Below are 16,299 nucleotides of genomic sequence, written 5' to 3' on the forward strand. Positions count from 1 at the left end.
TTGGTCTCGAACGGCATGCCAACGTCGGGCTCAGTCCGCCGGCGTTTGAAGGATATGCGGTGACGCAATGAAGCTAAACAAAGCTTGGTGGGAGCATCTTGCGCCGAAGTCTATGATTGGACGGCGGCGTGAGGTTGAGCAGTTGCTTGAAGACTTCATTCGGACCTCCGACTACGCACGGGAATGGGCGCGGGTGGCTGCGAATCCCCATGGCGTGTTTAGGCTCCAGCCAGGCCAACTGATACCCGCGGTGCGCATGATTTTCATGGGCGACCGTCCGGGGTTCATCTCTCCGTTCCGGAAGCTCATGGATGGGCACAGAACGGTGGATCGCATGCCAGAGTACGGTCTTGGCGCCCTGGGCGGAGGCGAGTTAGCTATCCAACCTACGATTTCGGTGGAAGTCGTTACTGATCCTGCGTACTTGGCTGCCGCCATGCGCGGAGTTACGCAGATTAACGAAAGCACCATCCGGAGCCCTAGCCTTGTATTTTCGGTGCCCGCGCACTTCCTGCTATCGCCCAAGCACTACCCCGAACGCGCATACGTCCTCTACCAGCACATCTTCGGCGCTGGTGCGTCGTACCCTGACGACGGGTACTTCTATGTGGGTGTGTCCACCCGCAGCTGGCAAAAGCGCTGGTCCGAGCACCGTCGCGCTATTGAGATGGGCAGTCCATTGCTTTTCCATCGCCGATTTCGAGAAGAGCAAAAGGGCGGACGCCTCACGTACGTGCACCACAGGGTGATGGCTATCACCGACGATCTAGAGGAACTCTACGAGTCGGAGGAGTTTCTAGTTGAAGGACATTGGGATGACGAACGCCGGCTCAACATGGTGCCGGGCGGAAAGAGCGGCCTGCGGTACCTGCGTGAGAACGGATTGCTTTCGAGGGGCGTCGTTCCTCTGCCCGATGACCGCGACAAGATTCTGCACAAGTGGCTGAATGACCATCCGCGCTTGGGATTACCGGCCCCATGGGTCGCCGAAAAGTGGAAGGACAACGACTGGGCGATAGCGCAGATTTGCGGGCGGGACGGGCGCTTATCCGTGGTCCAAGTCAAGGCAATACGCGAGCTTGCAAACAACCACACGCCCGAGGAAATTTACGTGCGCATCGGCGCGAAAGACGTGGATCAAGTGAAACGAGTCTTGGATGGGAAAACCTACGCACGAATAGCCTGATTTCCCAACTAGAGAATCAAGCCACCACGGTTCGCGCTGGTGGCTTTTCAACGCCTGAAAAGATCAAGTCAATTAGTAAGCACGTTTGGGCCAAAGCCATTTGGAATAAAAGGCCCCTACTCACCCCGCTGTGTAGGGGCCTTTCTAATCCCCCGTACAGCCCTTTCCCGGTACCAGTAAATCCTTTGCGCATACTCCGATTTTTGAGGAGTATGCGCGCCCTTTGGATAGGTCCTGTACCCAGTAAAGCCGTTTGTCCTGTACGCGAGTCGGCCCCTGCCGCTCGCTGTCCCTTATGCCCTTAAATTAACAACCATTTATTGTTATTTTTGTCAAGCGTAAACCGTTAGGCATGTAACGCACGGTTTCCGCTGGTGACAAAGCGGCAGCTCTAAGAACATTCGGCCCGGCGACTGACGCATTGCGTCGACACCCCCGGTCCACTGATCTTCTTCGCACACCTCCTCTTGGTTGTGGTCCGGGTTCTTTTTACGGAGTTCCTACGGTCCATGACCCGCATGCCCAGATTCTTTGCCAGCATGGCTTTGCTGGCCATGGCTTCAGCCCAGGCCACCCCTCAGCTTGTTGATGGCAACAAGCGCCTGCAGTTGGGTCGCTATACGACTGCCGAAGCCCTGCCACAGCCGCATCTGAATGAGCCGCTGGCCCTGGTGGCCCAGCTCACATTCCCGCGCGAACAGGTGACGACCGTTGGCGAAGCCATCGAGTACACGCTGCTTCGTACGGGCTATGCCCTGGTGGATTCCCAATCACTGACTTCCGATGCGCGGCGCTTTCTCGGTCTGCCGCTGCCCGAAGCTCAGCGCACGCTAGGCCCGTTTTCTGTTCAAGACGTTCTGAATGTGCTGGTGGGCACAGCATGGCGCTGGCACACCGACCAAATCACTCGCCGTGTGTGGTTCACCCTCGCCAACGCACCCAAGCCTCGCCGCCTGGAGCCCATCGTCAGCCCTAGCACTACGCCTCAGCCGAAGGCGTCCGCCAAGGAGTGAGCATGTCGGAACAAAGCACTGTCGATGCAGACGTACAAGTGACTGAGCCAAGCGTGCCGCCGCCGCCGCCTCCCGATGTGGCAGATTTGTCGCCTGCGGTTTCTGTGGCCCCCGAGGTCACTGGTGTTGATGATTCAGCTGTCGATCATTCTTGGTTGAGCGAGCTTGAGACTGCCGCTCCTCTCAGTGCTGCCACTGCAACTGCGTCGGCAGCTGCTGCGCCTGTTGAGGTCAAAAACCGGCCCGGATTCTTCGCCCGCGCTTTTGGTCGCGCACCAGCTGCAGCAAAGCCACGCAAGGCCGAGGTGCCTGTGAGTGTTGAATCCAGCGAAATCCCATCGCGACGCAAGTCGACGAACCCATGGGTGCTGCGCACAGTCGGCATTGCGGGTGTCGTGGGGATGTTGGCAGTGGGGTACCTTCAATACGGGTCGAAACGTCTACCAGCACTGGATCTGCTTGGCTCATCGCTTCCCGAGGCCGGCCTGGTGGCGCCGCAGCCTGCTTTCGATGCTTCCGAGTTCGATCCGCGCCTGGCTGACACCTCCCCGCTGCCCCTTGCGCCGTTGGCTGATGCGGCTGCGGCACCTATCGGCGGAGCACCAGCTGGCGACGCGGACCCAATCCCCGTGGGCATGCAGCCAGAATTCGATCCAGAGGCGGTTATGCGGCAGTCTGCAGCTGATGCAGGCGTTGCCAGCCTGGGGGACGCGGGCGCTGTGCCGCAAGCCGTGGCCAACTTGGCCCTGCAGCGAAATGAGGCCGCTGCAGCAGCACCGGCTGGTAGTCCACCTATTACTGCCGCACCAGCGCCGACTATGGCGGTGGCCCCCACGGCAGTGGCGACTGCAACACCAGTCGGCGTCGACCCCCAGATGCTTGATCGCATGAAGCGCATGGAAGACATGATGTTGCTGATGTCCCAGCAACTGGCCGCCATGCAGCAGGCCAACGCACTTGCTGGCAAGACCTCTGCGGCACCGGCTCCTGCTCCTGCGGTAGCCCCTGCAGTGGCTCCGGCAGCCGCACAGGCCGCCCCCATCGAGCAGCCGTCGCCGCGCCCAGCGCCCAAGCGCGTGATGGTGAAGGCGAAGCCGGCGACTCCACGCCAGGCTGCAAAGGTCGTCGCAGCGAAGCCTGCGGCAGCCCCTACGGGTGCCCAGCTCGTGTCCGTCGATATGTGGAACGGCGAGCCGTCGGTCGTGGTCGCGTCGGGCGTGCCCGGAGATCGCAGCGTGCGTGTCTTGCGCCCAGGTGATGTGGTCAACGGCTTGTCCCTCAAGTCGGCGGACCCTGTGTCGCGGACTGCCACGTTCGTGGCTCCCGGCAGCCAGGGCCTGACGCTCTCCGTGAGCAATGGAGGCTGATTGATGAAAAAAACTGCCTTTATTGCCACCGTGGTCGCATTGCAGCTGAGCACGGGCGCCCTTGCGCAGCTGCGCACTGGCCGCACTGCAGAAGCTAGCTCGTTGCCCAGCACGACTCAACAGGGCCGCTCGCAACTGGACGAGACAGCGCGTGCTGTGCAACAGATGTGGGGTCTGACTGCCGATGAGATGCAGCGCGCCAAGGTGCTGTCGCTGGGACCTCGTGCCAATTTCTCAGTCAAGGAGCTCTCGCCCCTTGAGGTCCTGGGCATTCATGCTCGCAACGATGCAGAGCGCCGCCAGTATGCCGAGCGCATGGCGCGGATCTTCCACCAGGATGTGGAGCGAAGCATCTTGTGGGACCGTGAAATGCAGGCGGCCATGGCCCGCCTGTATCCCAATGAGCCGATGGTGAACTATGACGGCCTGCCACGCGTGCAGTCGTCTGTAGGTGCAGCCGACATGCTGAACGTGCCACGCACGCAGATCATCGAGCGCGCATCGCCAGCTCCCGCCAACCGCGGAAAACGCTGATATGCACTGCAGGTTCGCCATCCTCGCCCTTGGATTCGCTTGCAGCGCGCCGGCCCTGGCCGGCGTGGAGCTGGAGATGATCCACGACAGCGGCAAGTCGGTGCCGTTGGCGCCCTATGTGGCCCAGATCGTGGGCGGCACAGATGAGGCGAATGTGCTCGACGGGCTGCGTTTCCCATTTCGCAGCCAATTGCGCGGAGGTGTGCTCAAGCAAGACGGCGCGCAGGTCTTCAATGGCCAATGGCTGACTCAGCCCATGTTCGTGATCGGCGCGGACGACGCGTCTTTGCGCTGGGTAGCCTTCAATCACAAGAAGCTGATACAGCTCAATGCTGTCGGCATTGTGGTGCAGGCAGCAACGCCAGCCGCATTCAAGCTGCTGCAGCAAGTGGCCAACCCCTTGCAATTGGCTCCTGATACAGGGGCATTCCTTGCAGAAACATTGATCGCCAAGGGTGCGCCAGTTTTTCCCGTGCTGGTGCACAGCAATGGCCGCGCCTACCAGATCCTGCCCCAGCGCACGTTTGGAGTGGCTCCATGAGCGAACTCGGCCTGGTGCATATCGGATTGGAAGGCACGGTGAAAGCATGTGCCAATGCTCGGCTGTTGCGCGTTAGGCTGGTTCAGCTTGGAACGCCTTTTGCGGCTGCGCAGTCCCAAAATGTTCCAAGCCATCACGGCATGTTCCAGCTGGAGGGCATGCAGTGAGTGACGGGACCATGGAAGGCGTGCTGAGGCCGCCAGTCGAAGCATTGAGCGCAGCCACAGCTTTTGGGATTGCTGGCGTAGCTGCAGCCGCGCCATGGGCGCTGATGATGCCCCACTCGCTGGGCGCAGTCTCGGGCGCAATCGCTGCCGGCTTCGGTTGCGTGCGTGCGCGCCAGGCCTTCCAGGTCTATAGCTATCAACGCGGGCTGAAGTTCACCAAGATGACGCGCTTGGCCCCTCACAAGCTTCCTGTCAATCTCAAGGAGCATCTCTACCTGGGCGAAGGCTTTGAGTGGACGCAGTTGCACACCCAGCGCTTGCTGGACGCGCGTGAGACAGATGTTCAGCGCTTCGTGAAGGCCTCGCCAACCGAGCTCAAGCTCGCAGCGACCGGCGAAAAGATGCGCAAGTGGGCGCAGGCCAAGACCGACAGCCTGCTGGCCAGGGTACTGGAGCGTGCGCTTGATGTCGGCGGTACCGCCAACCCCTTCGCCACGGGCGTGGACCTGGGCGGCAACCCTGTGCTTCATGGCGTGGGAGTGCAGAACGAAAAGCCGGTGGTGTTGCGCCAAGGCTCGCGCTCTGGCCACTTGCTGGTGATGGGCACGACTCGCGTGGGCAAGACGCGCCTATTGGAACTTCTGTGCTCTCAGGACATTCATGCCGGTCATGTGGTGATCGTCATCGACCCCAAGGGCGACGCGGAGCTGATGCTTCGCATGCATGCTGAGGCACGACGCGCTGGTCGCCTGGATCAGTTCTATATGTTCCATCTGGGCTACCCGGAGATTTCTGCACGCTACAACGGGATTGGCAATTTCGCGCGTATCACCGAAGTCGCTGGCCGTGCCACGAATGCCCTGCCCTCCTCGGGCAACTCGGCAGCCTTTAAGGAGTTCAGCTGGCGGTTCACCAACATCGTGGCTCAAGCCCAGGTGGCACTCGGTCGCATTCCGACCTACGAGACGCTGCTCAAGGACGTGACTGGCATTGACCCGCTGTTCATGGACTACGCGGGCATGACGTTTCGCAAGCTCGCGATTGACCATCCCCAGCGCTTCGGCAGCTATCAGGACCGCCTGGTGGAACTGGAGCGCGCTATCGTGGCAAAGAAGGCTCCGGTTCCAAGAAGCCTGCAGGATCGTTCGCCCGACCAGGTGGCGATGTATCTGCTCATCAAGGAAGCACGACTGGACGACAAGGTACTTGTCGGCCTGGCGGCCGCATTCAGCTACGAGCGTTCGTTCTATGAAAAGATCATTGCCAGCCTGGGGCCATTCCTCGAAAAGCTCACCTCTGGCGCAGTTGGCAAGCTCATCAGCCCGGACTACTTCGACCCGAACGACAAGCGGCCGATCTTCGACTGGATGACTGTGTTCCGCCAGGGCGGCATCGTGTATGCCGGCCTGGATGCCTTGTCTGACTCCGTGGTTTCGTCTGCCGTGGGCAACTCCATGCTGTCCGATCTGGTCTCGACCGGCGGCAAGCTCTACAAGACAGGCCTCGACCCACACGGTGACGGGAAGCTGCAGCTGCCGACTGTGTGTTGCCATTTCGATGAGGTCAATGAGATTGCAGGTCCCGAGTTCGTGCCCATGGTCAACAAACTGGGCGGATCTGGCTTTCGCATCACTGCATACACCCAGTCGATGTTCGACATCGAGGCGAAGGTTGGTGACAAGGCCAAGGCTGGCCAGATCCTCGACAACTTCAACCACCTTTGCATGCTGCGGGTGCGCAGCAAGGCGACCGCGAGCCTGCTGACGGACCAGGTGCCACAGGTCAACGTGACGGTGCTCACGCCAGTATCGGGAGTGTCGGACACGGCTGCCCAGGGCAATGGCGTCGATTTCACCAGCCAGAACAACGACATAGCGAACAAGTCGAAGGCACCGCTGATCGAGCCTTCTGACGTCCTCTCATTGCCACAGGGTCAAGCGTTTGCGCTGCTGGAAGGCAATCGCTGCCACAAGATTCGTATTCCTCTGGCTGATACCAAGGACGACCCGTTCATTCCCGCTTCGCTCAAGGCGGTTGCAGAGGACATGAAGCGCCGCTATCGCACGAGTGAGACATGGGCCGCAGAAACCGACTGGCTCAGTACGCAGCCCTTGGGCGCTGGTGCAGGTGGGTTGATCGACACGGATCTCGCCTCTGCCTTTGATGACGATGTGCCTGGCTACGCCATGGCAGGCGCAACTTCGTCAGCCGTGGCCGGCAACGTGATGGGACAGCACTCATGACGGCTCCGAACTCGCCCCCCCAAAAAGCCAAGCACACACGGCCCTGTGGGCGTGGCCGTGTTGGTTGGCTTTGGGCTATTCAGCGTGACAGTGTCCTCGTGGCTCATCGGTCTGGTAATTGAAATCGGCGGTGGCTATTTCTTCTGGCGTGGCCAGGGCATCCGCCATGCACAGGAGATGGTGCAGCAGGATCTGCGCTATATCGCAGCCGCGCCACGCAGTCTGCTAGTGCCAGACACCGTGGACTTTTCGCTGCGCATTGTGAAGTGGGTTCGTATGCCCTACGAGCGTCTTGGTGCGCTGCGCTGGTATCAGCGCAACTTGGCCGCCCAGCAGGCGGGTACAGATGCGGCTCTGCCCAGCTTTCTGGGTCAAAGCGTGCAGCCCCAACTCAAAGGGCTGGCCAAGGCCGGCTCGTCGTTCATCCACATGCTCAGTGAATGGGTGGTCATCAGCATGTTTGTCCTGCAGGACGTTCTGCTGCGCCTCTGCACTGCTGTTTTCGCGCTCCCCGCATTTGCGCTCGCCTGCCTGATGGGAGTGATCGACGGCTTGGTGCGCAGGGATCGGCGCCGTTGGCAAGGCGGCCGCGAGTCCTCGTTCGTCTACCACCACGCCAAGCGCTATGTGGGCTGGGCGCTTACAGGTGGCTTTGGCTTGTACCTGTCCTGGCCATTCGGTGGCTTCAACCCGGCCTACATGGTTCTGGTGTTCACCGTGCTTGTGGCATTCACCCTATCGACAACAGTAGGCGCGTTCAAGAAATACGCATGACATTGATTTTGAAGGAGATATTGATGAAACGCTCACGACATTCGTTCTTTGCCCTCTTGGTGATTGGAGTGCTCTCCACCACTGCGATGGCCTGGGCAGATGTTGCCGACGACGAGCTGGAACGCGAGCGCCTGGCGCGCATCGCTGGCGAGATCGAACAGGTGCAGCTGATGGTTGCTGACGCGGAAAAAGCCGCGCCGACCGGTCAGCGCGTGAAGTTCCGCTACGACTGGCTGCAGCGCGACCTGGAGCTGCTGCGCCTCGGCGTAACGAACCATGTGGATGCACCTCGCCAACCTCGCCCAGTCGCGCCATTGCGTGGGGACTATCGGCAATAACCAAAAGAAAAACAAACCATGCAATCAGAAATGGCGACTGCATTTATGCAAGGTGCCGGATTCAATCCTCAAAGCTTGAAGTACCTGCTTTTTGTCGTGGTTTTTGCGATGGTTTTTTCTATTGGCGCATGGCTCGGCACGCTGGTATTGAAGGCTTATGGAGACGGAGAGCTGAATGCACCGGAAGCCATGCGTGCATGTATTGGAATTGCCATCACCGTTCTATTAGTGGTCGGTGTGCTCGGATCAATAATTTTGTAAATCAAAGAAATTAATCAACCGGAGAAATCATGAAAAAACATTTGAAGAAAATTAATTCTGGAATCGCCTCTATTGCACTGGCTCCGGTTGTGCTGCTCGCAACCTGCCCTGCTTTTAGCGCTCTGCCAACAATTCAAGCTCCTGCAGGTGGAAGTATCGGCGGTGGGACTACACAAGAGGGCGATGTTCTCGGGCAAATGGGAGCGTATTTTAAACTCGGAATGACCATTCTGGGATTGGTTCTGGCCGCTATCGCGTTTCTATTCGTTGTAACTGCCTCTTTGCAGCGCTACCGTGACTACACCGCTGGCAAGATTCAATTGGGCGACCTTAAGGAGTTTGTTATTGTGAGCGTGATTATTATTAGTTTTGTGATCTTGATGGTCAACTACGCGGCACAAGCACTGTCCTAACATGGCAGCGAATGACTCTCGCCACCAAGGGAAGGCGCCTGTCATGGCGCCCTTGACAGATCGCGTGAATTCCGAGCCGCCGATTATCAATGGTATGGCGACGAGCGAAGCTGGGTATATTGGGGGTGTGTCGTTCGCTGTGAGCGCTTTTATTGGTGGGACGATAGCCCTTATTACCGGGTTTTGGGTCGCTCTTCCAATTTTGTGCGTTATCGTACCTTTCGCAGTCCTCTGGTATTCATCACTCTATCTGCAAGAAGTCAAGAGAAATCGGCCTGAAGGCTTCTATCTCCATTCGATGCATTTTTATCTTGTGTCACATAAATTGGCAAAGCCTAAATTCCTGGTCCATGACGGCCGGATGCAGTTGGGTTGCAGCTATCGCATGAATTCCATCCAGGCCAAATCTAAATCATCGGAAGATAAATAATGAGCAGCGGTGATTATCTGGACGCCTTGGCGTCGGAGCGCAGCCATACCAAAAAACTGACAAACATTATTTTTGCAGTCGTTTTTTTCGGTGTGGCTGGGATGTGGTTCGCGTCGCGCGTTCCTAAAAATATCGACTTGCACGTCGCACCCGATATTAAGGCGGGTGACACGATACGGGTGATTGATGGGCAGTCGCCAGTGCCGTCTACAAATGCCTACGGCTTTGCGTACTACATCTGGCAGCAGATTAATCGCTGGCAAAGCGACGGCTCTCAAGACTATGGCAAGCAGATTTATGCGATGCAGTTTTATCTGACTCCGCGTTGCCAGGCGCAACTGCAAACCGACATGCAACAGCGTCACGCCAAAGGCGAGCTGCGCCGCCGTACCCGCCAGATCAGCGAGATTCCCGGCTTTCCGTACAGCGAAAACCGTGTGATCCGTGAAGGCTCGGATGCTTGGACGGTGCTGCTGGACATGCAGGTTCAGGAGACCTTCGCAGGGCAGCCGGTCAAGGACGTATTCATTCGGTACCCGCTACGCGTGGTGCGCTTCGATGTGGACCGTGAGCGCAACCCATGGCGTCTAGGCTTGGATTGCTTCGGCAGTAGCCAGCCCGCGCGCCTCAATCCTGCGGAGCTCAAGCCTGGCGCGCCGGTTCAAGCGGACCTGAAAGCACCGCGTCTGCCCGGAACTATTGCCCCTTCGAGCCTGCCTCGTGACACCTCTGTCGATTGATCCACATGATCCAACGTCGTTCTCTTTCGATCTGCCTCCTGGTCGGCCTGCAGCTTCTGCACGGCAGCGTCGCTGCTCAGCAGGTCGAATCGCTTGCGGGCAGTACCGAGACGCCCGAGTTCAATGAGCCTATTGATCTGGGCCAGACGGGTACAGCAGCTGCAACACCAGCTGCTGGAGCCAATGCAGGACGCACCCCAGCTGGCGGGCGTATGGTGGCAGGTGTTAGCGTGCCCGCACCGCTGGCGAATACAGCCGTAGGTTCCGCCAGGCGCGCAGCTGCCGAAGCGTCTCTACGCCGCGTTGGTCCAGCTCCTTTGACTTCTGGCCCCGCCGAGCGTGCTGTGTTTGCGCGTGAGCCAGTCCGGGTGAATCTGACGGTCGGCCAGGAGCGCCTAGTGACCCTGCCAGCCGATGCGTTGCTGCGCATGCCCAGTGACATGGATAGCGTGGCGCGTATCGAGACGATCGCCGGCACGATCTATGTGACTGCGCTCGTGCCATTCACGGCGATCCGAATCATTGCCGAGCTGGTGGATAGCGGCCAGCAGATTCCGATGGATCTGATTGCGGTAGCCGCTCCAGACGCCAAAGACCCCAAGGGCAAGGTCGTGTCCACGCAGTCCGCTAAAGGCGAGCTGCAGGTTTCTGTGATCGAGCCCGCGACTGTGCCGAACCCCACTGGTGGAGCTGCTTTGTCTGGTGGCCAGTCTCAACAGCAAGAGAGCGTTGCTGCGGACATGGTGCAGCTCACTCGACATGCTGCCCGGCAGCTCTACGCACCTCGACGCTTGGCTGGTGGTACGCCAGGTGTGAGCCAGGTTGGCGTAGGAACCGAACCCGTGCCGACACTGTTCCGTGGCGCTGCCGTGGACGCTGCGCCCGTAGGCCAGTGGAAGTCGGGAAACCTGTATGTGACTGCGGTGCGCGTCACCAACCGCTCGCGCTTTGCCCTGGAGCTGCCCTTGGAGAGCTTGCGCGGGCGCTGGCTCTCGGCCACGGCCCAGCATGGCCGGATCGGTGCTGCCGGTACAGACACCGACACCACGGCGGTCTACCTGGTGTGCGATCGCACTTTCGAGTCTTGTCTGTGAGGCCCCCATGGCAGTGAAAAGCAACAAACTCACCCCTGTTCTTGTCATCGTGGCCTTCGTCATCGTCGGTGCGGTCATCGTGATGCGCCAGAACAATGCACCGACCGCTGCACCCATGGCCGCAGCCCCCCTGCCCAAAACGGCAGGCGCAGATGAGGACACCCCCAGCGAGACGCTGGCCACAGTGGTCGCAGCCAACAAGGATCTGCGAGCAGATATTCAGGAAGTGCTCCGTGCTAACCAGGATTTCAGCAAGCGCCTGGAGCGCTTGGAGAAAGGTGCACCTGCAGGTGCCACGCCGGCTGGGGCGGTCGGTGGCAGCACTAATGACACAGATCCAGCCCCATTGGATGTCTTTAAGCCCATTGGCGACGCGATCGACTCTGTTACAGGGGTTGGCTCAGGTGGTAGTGGCGGAGGCCATCGACCCGCCGGTGGTTCCCAGGATCTAGGCTTAGCTGGCGGCAGCACTTCCTACAAGGTGGTTCCGCCCATGGGCTACACCACCGAAACAACTCAGCATCAGGGGAAGATGGTTACGCGCTATGTGCGCGTAGCGCCGGACGGCACGCAATCCATGCCCAGTGCGGTCAGCGCGGCCCAGGCCGCACAAGCTGCTCAGGCCACTCAGGCAGCCTCGAAGCCCCAACCCGTAGCTTATTTCACGCTGCCGGAGAACTCCACGCTGGCGGGCGTCACCGCGATGACCAGTTTGATCGGCCGTGTGCCGGTCAATGGCCGTGTGACGGACCCCATGCAATTCAAAGCCATGGTCGGGCGCGACAACTTGGCCACCAACGGCTGGGAGTTGCCCGAAGACCTCGCCGGGATGATCGTTACCGGCGTGGCCGTAGGCGATATGGCGCTTTCGTGCACCGAGGGAAAGATCCGCAGCATGACTTTCGTGTTCAAAGATGGTGCGATCCATACGGTTTCGGCGCGTCGTGCGCCGCAGACCCAGGCAGGTGCCGGCGTCACAGCCATCGCTACCAATGGTTCCACAGACCTTGGATTCATCAGTGATCTGTACGGCAACCCCTGTATTCAAGGCAAGTTCGTGACCAATGCGCCTGCTTACCTGACCGACATCATTGGTGCCAAGGGCTTGGGCGTGGCCGCCGAGGCCTTGGCGCAGGCCCAGACCACCACCATGGCCAGCAGCAATGGCACCACCTCCTCGATCACCGGAAATGCCGGCAGTTTTGCACTGGGCCGCATGGGTTCTGGAGCCACCGATGAGCTGGTGCGCTGGCTGACTGAGCGCCTCAAGAGCTCGTTTGACGCGGTGGTCACGCCCGCTGGCCAGCAGCTGGTCGTGCATCTGGACCGCCAGATCGAAATCGACAAGCCCGCCAACCCAAGAAAGATCGTGCACCGCACGCAGTCCCCCAATGTCCTGTCTGGAGCCCGCTATGGCCTCGAATAATCCCCTTCTTCTTGCCATCGTGCTTCCCGCGCTACTGGCTGGTTGCACGGCTATTGGGTCGCGCGAGTCTCCGCTGAAAGAGGCTACGGCTGGCAGTCCGACCCTGGTGGATGTGTATCGGGGCAAGTTTCAGCCCCCGCAGTCAGCGGCTTCCTCTCGTGAGACGGCGCGGGACCGCCTGGAGCGTGCGTCGACTGCGCGCCCGATCGCGCGCGGCGACGAAATGACACAGCGTTACTGGTCGGCCCTGGAGCCTATGCAACAGCGCTTTGCACGCGTACCCAACCCGGATCTGGTCATGGTGGTCTATCCCCACCTGGCCAAGGGCCGCTACCCCGTGCCTGGCTATGTCACGGTTTTCCCAATGTATGAGTCAACGGAGTACGCCATGCCCGGTGAGGTGGCCGAAGAGCTGCAACAAGGCCGCGCCGCATTCTCACGCGGCCGCACTGCTCGGGAGGCCGGCCAATGAGCGGATTGCTGGAAATGCTGGGCCTGTCTGGTGGTACCAAAAGCAAGCACAAGCGCCGGCTCATGACGGCCGCCGACCGCAAGCAGATGGCCGCCCGTCCGCCCTCCTTCACCGAGCTGCTGCCTTGGATCAAGTTTTCACCCAAAGACCGCAACTTTGTGATGCGCGACGGCAAGACCTTGGGCGCGCTGTTCGAGCTGGGCGCTGTCGCTACGGAGGCGCAGCCGCTGGAGTACCTGCAGGAGCACTGCCGCAAGATTCAAGAGGCCATTCAGGCGATTCCCGAGGTCGACTCTTCGCCTTGGGTGGTGCAGTTCTTCCTGAGCGATGACCGAAACATCGACGGGCTTAACCAATACCTTCACGACTACATCCTGTCCCAGCACAAGGACGCCAAGCGCGCGCAGGCCATCATCGACTCGGAATACACGCAGTCCGTGCTGAAGGAGTTTCGCAGTCACCTGTCGCAGGTTTCCCGAGAGCAGGGGCTGTTTACCGACACCTTGGTGACGGGCCAGACCTGGCGTGGCCAGCAGCGGCGGGTTCGCTGCTGCATCTATCGCCAGTTTGATGACTTGGTCAATGAGCGCCGCATGGCCGAGCAGCAGATGGAGGCTGTGGCCACCACCTTGCTGGCCACGCTGAACGAAGCCGGCGTGACGGCGCGGCGTGCCAACGGCAAGGACTTCTACGAGTGGATGCTTCCATTCTTCAACCGTAATGTGCCCTGGGCCAGCACGGGCGCCGAGCTGTTCCGCGGCGCGCCCTATCCGGGTGATGTGGCTCCAGAGGGCATCTATGACTGGGACTTTTCCGAGTCGCTAAACCTGTCTGAGCCCTCGTGCAACCAGGAACAAGGCTGCTTCGAATTCGATGGCCAGCCGGTGAAGTTCCTCACGCTGCAGAACCTTCGTGCTCACCCTAGCATAGGGCACTTCTCCGCAGAAAGCCGGATCGGGAACGAAGCCTATGCGCGGTTTGACCGGCTGCCGCCTGGCTCGATGCTGTCCGTGACGGTGACGATTGCTGCCCAATACCAGGTCGAGCGCCACGTCGAGGACATCAAAAAGGCCTCCCGTGCTCAAAACGCCGTGGCGCAGGAGACCCATAGAGAGTCGGAGCAAGTGCTCCAGCACATGGCCACCGGGGACAAGCTGTATCCGATGTTCATGGGGCTGTACCTGAGCGGCAAGACTCATGCGGATCTGGATGCGGCTGTCTCCGAGGTCAATGCCCAGCTGACGCCGACCGGGATGCGTTTCATCGAATCCCGAGAGGACCTTGTGGCGCATGACGCATTCCTGCGTGCATTGCCATTCGCATTTGATCCCACGTTCGACCTGCGAAGCATGCGACGGTCGCGCCTGACGTTTGCGAGCCTGATCGCCGCCATTTTGCCGGTCTACGGGCGCTCACGCGGAACGGCCAACCCCGGCTTTTGGTTCTGGAACCGGGGCGGCGAGCCGTTGTGGATCGATCCACTCAACAAGATCGACCGCAAGAAGAACGCCCATATGGTGGTGTTCGGCCCCACAGGAGCGGGCAAGTCGGCGACGTTGAATTACCTGTCCATGCTGGTCATGGCCATCCACCGCCCACGCCTGGTGATCGCGGATGCAGGCAAGTCTTTCGATCTGATGGTCAAGGACATGGCCACCAAAGGCTTGAGCGTGTATCGCGTCAACTTGAGCGGCGATACAGACGTATCACTGCCTCCATTCGTGTACGCCAGCGAGCTGCTGCAGGACAAGGAGATCATGGAGTCCTTCAAGGCAGCGGAGGAATACTTCGGCGCTGGAGCGGGTATCCCCTCCGAAGAGGATGCTGAGCTCGTAGGTGCCGAGCGACTGATGGAGTCGGTCAATGAAGTGATGGAGCCTGATGACGCCAACGACGACTCGGACGAAGAAAAGCGCGACTACCTAGGCGAGATGCTCATCTCGGCCATCATGATGATTACGGGTGGTGAAGACGCCGAGCTCAAACGCATGACGCGCGCCGACCGCTATCTGGTCACCAGGGCCATTATTCGAGCCGCAGTGCGCGTATCCAACGAAGGCAAGCCCCATCCTCTGACACAAGACGTCGCCCTGGAGCTGACGGCCATGGTCAAGGACGCATCTCTGTCGGAGCACCGCCGCGCGCGCGCCGAAGAGATGGGCCATTCGATGATGACCTTCACGACAGGCCTGCGCGGCAAGCTCTTCAACCGCCTGGGCCAGGACTGGCCCGATGCCGATGTAACCCTGGTGGAAATGGGCACACTGACCAAAGACGGCTATGAGGATGCGCTTGCTGTGGCCTACACCAGCCTGCTGGACTCGGTGCAGTCGCGCGCCGAGGCCGCTCAGCATGAGGATCGCCCCCTCATCATGCTGACCGATGAAGGGCACTTGATTACCACCAACGAGCTGCTTGGCCCGAAGGTGGCCAAGGGCACCAAGATGTGGCGAAAGCTCAATGCCTGGTTCTGGCTGGCCACGCAAAACCTGAAGGACTTCCCTGGCAGCATGTCCCGCGTGCTGTCCATGTGCGAGTTCTGGATGTTGCTGACCATGGACAAAAACGAGATCGAGGAGATCGCGCGCTTTCGATCGCTCACACCTGAGCAACGCCACATGATGGAGTCTGCCGTCAAGGAGCCGGCGAAGTACACCGAAGGTGTGCTCATCAGCGCGAACAATCAGTGGCTGTTCCGAAACGTGCCACCGGCGTTGCCAATCGCGCTGGCAATGACCGAGGGCCACGAGAAGGCCGAGCGCCGCCGTCTCATGGACGAGCATGGTTGCACCGAGGTTCAAGCGGCCTACCGCGTGGCGGCACGCCTGCAGGAGGCGCGCGCATGATGCGGTCCTCCCTCACTGCCCTGGTGCTGCTTCTTTGCGCTCATGGCGCGCTGGCCCAAGGCTCTATCGGCCCTTCGGTGACAACCGTGGAGGTCTTCGCCAATTCGGCCACGGTGGTACGGCCGCCGTTTCGCCAGCCTGGCTACGTGCTCAAGGTCTATCGCGTGGACGCCATGGCTCAGCTTGAGCAGCAGCTCAATGCAGGGCTGCCCAAGAACGAAGCCGACGCCATGGCCTATATGCGTCAGCACGAGGCCGAGATCCGTCGCCGCTACAAGGACCAGATCACCAATGCGGCCTCCGGCATGACGCTGGCCGTCCAGTACCGATTGGACCGGCTCCCGGCCATCGTCATCAATCGCGCCAAGGTCATTTATGGAGTTGCGGATGTGGACCGCGCCATCGAACTGTTCGCCGCGGCTCAGCAGAGGCCTTCCCGATGAAAAAACGAGCT

Annotated in this window: 18 protein-coding genes; all 18 read left to right on the forward strand. The window is 60.1% G+C overall.

Translation table 11 applies throughout. From position 1 onward, the window contains the following. Positions 1 to 67 precede the first annotated feature (67 nt). Entirely contained in the window at positions 68 to 1,186 is a 1,119-nt protein-coding gene (locus O987_RS13840; protein WP_043372965.1) for a hypothetical protein, read from the forward strand. 509 nt (positions 1,187 to 1,695) lie between these two features. Beyond that, the gene (locus tag O987_RS13845; RefSeq protein ID WP_019042360.1) at positions 1,696 to 2,199 is read left to right on the forward strand and encodes a hypothetical protein; all 504 of its coding nucleotides are present in this window, start codon (positions 1,696 to 1,698) and stop codon (positions 2,197 to 2,199) included. A gap of 401 nt (positions 2,200 to 2,600) precedes the next feature. Next, on the forward strand, positions 2,601 to 3,566 hold the full coding sequence (locus tag O987_RS13850) for a hypothetical protein (protein WP_235214400.1): 966 nt from the start codon (positions 2,601 to 2,603) through the stop codon (positions 3,564 to 3,566). Between the two features lie 3 nt (positions 3,567 to 3,569). Then, positions 3,570 to 4,100, forward strand: coding sequence for a hypothetical protein (locus tag O987_RS13855; RefSeq protein WP_019042358.1), 531 nt, complete (start codon positions 3,570 to 3,572; stop codon positions 4,098 to 4,100). A gap of 1 nt (position 4,101) precedes the next feature. Beyond that, the gene (locus O987_RS13860) at positions 4,102 to 4,641 is read left to right on the forward strand and encodes a PFL_4695 family integrating conjugative element protein (protein WP_034396552.1); all 540 of its coding nucleotides are present in this window, start codon (positions 4,102 to 4,104) and stop codon (positions 4,639 to 4,641) included. Next, positions 4,638 to 4,808 (forward strand): hypothetical protein, encoded by a 171-nt coding sequence (locus O987_RS29230; RefSeq protein WP_019042356.1) that lies wholly within the window; start codon positions 4,638 to 4,640, stop codon positions 4,806 to 4,808. Before O987_RS13860 ends, O987_RS29230 begins: the two co-directional genes overlap by 4 nt. A gap of 11 nt (positions 4,809 to 4,819) precedes the next feature. After that, positions 4,820 to 7,051: a type IV conjugative transfer system coupling protein TraD gene (traD, locus tag O987_RS13865; RefSeq protein WP_019042355.1), complete on the forward strand. Its 2,232-nt coding sequence runs from the start codon at positions 4,820 to 4,822 to the stop codon at positions 7,049 to 7,051. Between the two features lie 45 nt (positions 7,052 to 7,096). After that, entirely contained in the window at positions 7,097 to 7,825 is a 729-nt protein-coding gene (locus tag O987_RS13870; RefSeq protein ID WP_019042354.1) for a TIGR03747 family integrating conjugative element membrane protein, read from the forward strand. A 23-nt stretch (positions 7,826 to 7,848) separates the two neighbouring features. Next, a complete protein-coding gene (locus O987_RS13875) occupies positions 7,849 to 8,163 on the forward strand; it encodes an RAQPRD family integrative conjugative element protein (RefSeq protein WP_019042353.1) in 315 nt (104 codons plus the stop codon). An 18-nt stretch (positions 8,164 to 8,181) separates the two neighbouring features. Next, complete coding sequence (locus O987_RS13880) at positions 8,182 to 8,424, forward strand: DUF3262 family protein (RefSeq protein ID WP_029158356.1); 243 nt, start codon at positions 8,182 to 8,184, stop codon at positions 8,422 to 8,424. Positions 8,425 to 8,453: 29 nt separating this feature from the next. Further along, a complete protein-coding gene (locus tag O987_RS13885; protein WP_019042351.1) occupies positions 8,454 to 8,837 on the forward strand; it encodes a TIGR03745 family integrating conjugative element membrane protein in 384 nt (127 codons plus the stop codon). Between the two features lies 1 nt (position 8,838). Continuing rightward, positions 8,839 to 9,267 (forward strand): TIGR03750 family conjugal transfer protein, encoded by a 429-nt coding sequence (locus tag O987_RS13890; protein WP_019042350.1) that lies wholly within the window; start codon positions 8,839 to 8,841, stop codon positions 9,265 to 9,267. After that, positions 9,267 to 10,007, forward strand: coding sequence for a PFL_4703 family integrating conjugative element protein (locus O987_RS13895; protein WP_019042349.1), 741 nt, complete (start codon positions 9,267 to 9,269; stop codon positions 10,005 to 10,007). Before O987_RS13890 ends, O987_RS13895 begins: the two co-directional genes overlap by 1 nt. Positions 10,008 to 10,012: 5 nt before the next feature. Continuing rightward, on the forward strand, positions 10,013 to 11,101 hold the full coding sequence (locus tag O987_RS13900) for a TIGR03749 family integrating conjugative element protein (RefSeq protein WP_029158355.1): 1,089 nt from the start codon (positions 10,013 to 10,015) through the stop codon (positions 11,099 to 11,101). 7 nt (positions 11,102 to 11,108) lie between these two features. Then, positions 11,109 to 12,527, forward strand: coding sequence for a TIGR03752 family integrating conjugative element protein (locus tag O987_RS13905; RefSeq protein ID WP_019042347.1), 1,419 nt, complete (start codon positions 11,109 to 11,111; stop codon positions 12,525 to 12,527). After that, positions 12,514 to 12,999 carry a TIGR03751 family conjugal transfer lipoprotein gene (locus tag O987_RS13910; RefSeq protein ID WP_019042346.1) on the forward strand — a complete coding sequence of 162 codons (486 nt, stop codon included), beginning with the start codon at positions 12,514 to 12,516 and terminating at the stop codon, positions 12,997 to 12,999. Before O987_RS13905 ends, O987_RS13910 begins: the two co-directional genes overlap by 14 nt. Then, positions 12,996 to 15,845 (forward strand): conjugative transfer ATPase, encoded by a 2,850-nt coding sequence (locus O987_RS13915; protein ID WP_019042345.1) that lies wholly within the window; start codon positions 12,996 to 12,998, stop codon positions 15,843 to 15,845. Before O987_RS13910 ends, O987_RS13915 begins: the two co-directional genes overlap by 4 nt. Next, positions 15,842 to 16,288: a TIGR03757 family integrating conjugative element protein gene (locus O987_RS13920; protein ID WP_019042344.1), complete on the forward strand. Its 447-nt coding sequence runs from the start codon at positions 15,842 to 15,844 to the stop codon at positions 16,286 to 16,288. The genes O987_RS13915 and O987_RS13920 overlap by 4 nt, the downstream gene beginning before the upstream one ends. The last annotated feature ends 11 nt before the right edge of the window (positions 16,289 to 16,299 follow it).

Source organism: Comamonas testosteroni TK102, from assembly GCF_000739375.1.
In the GTDB taxonomy this organism is placed as follows: domain Bacteria; phylum Pseudomonadota; class Gammaproteobacteria; order Burkholderiales; family Burkholderiaceae_C; genus Comamonas; species Comamonas brasiliensis.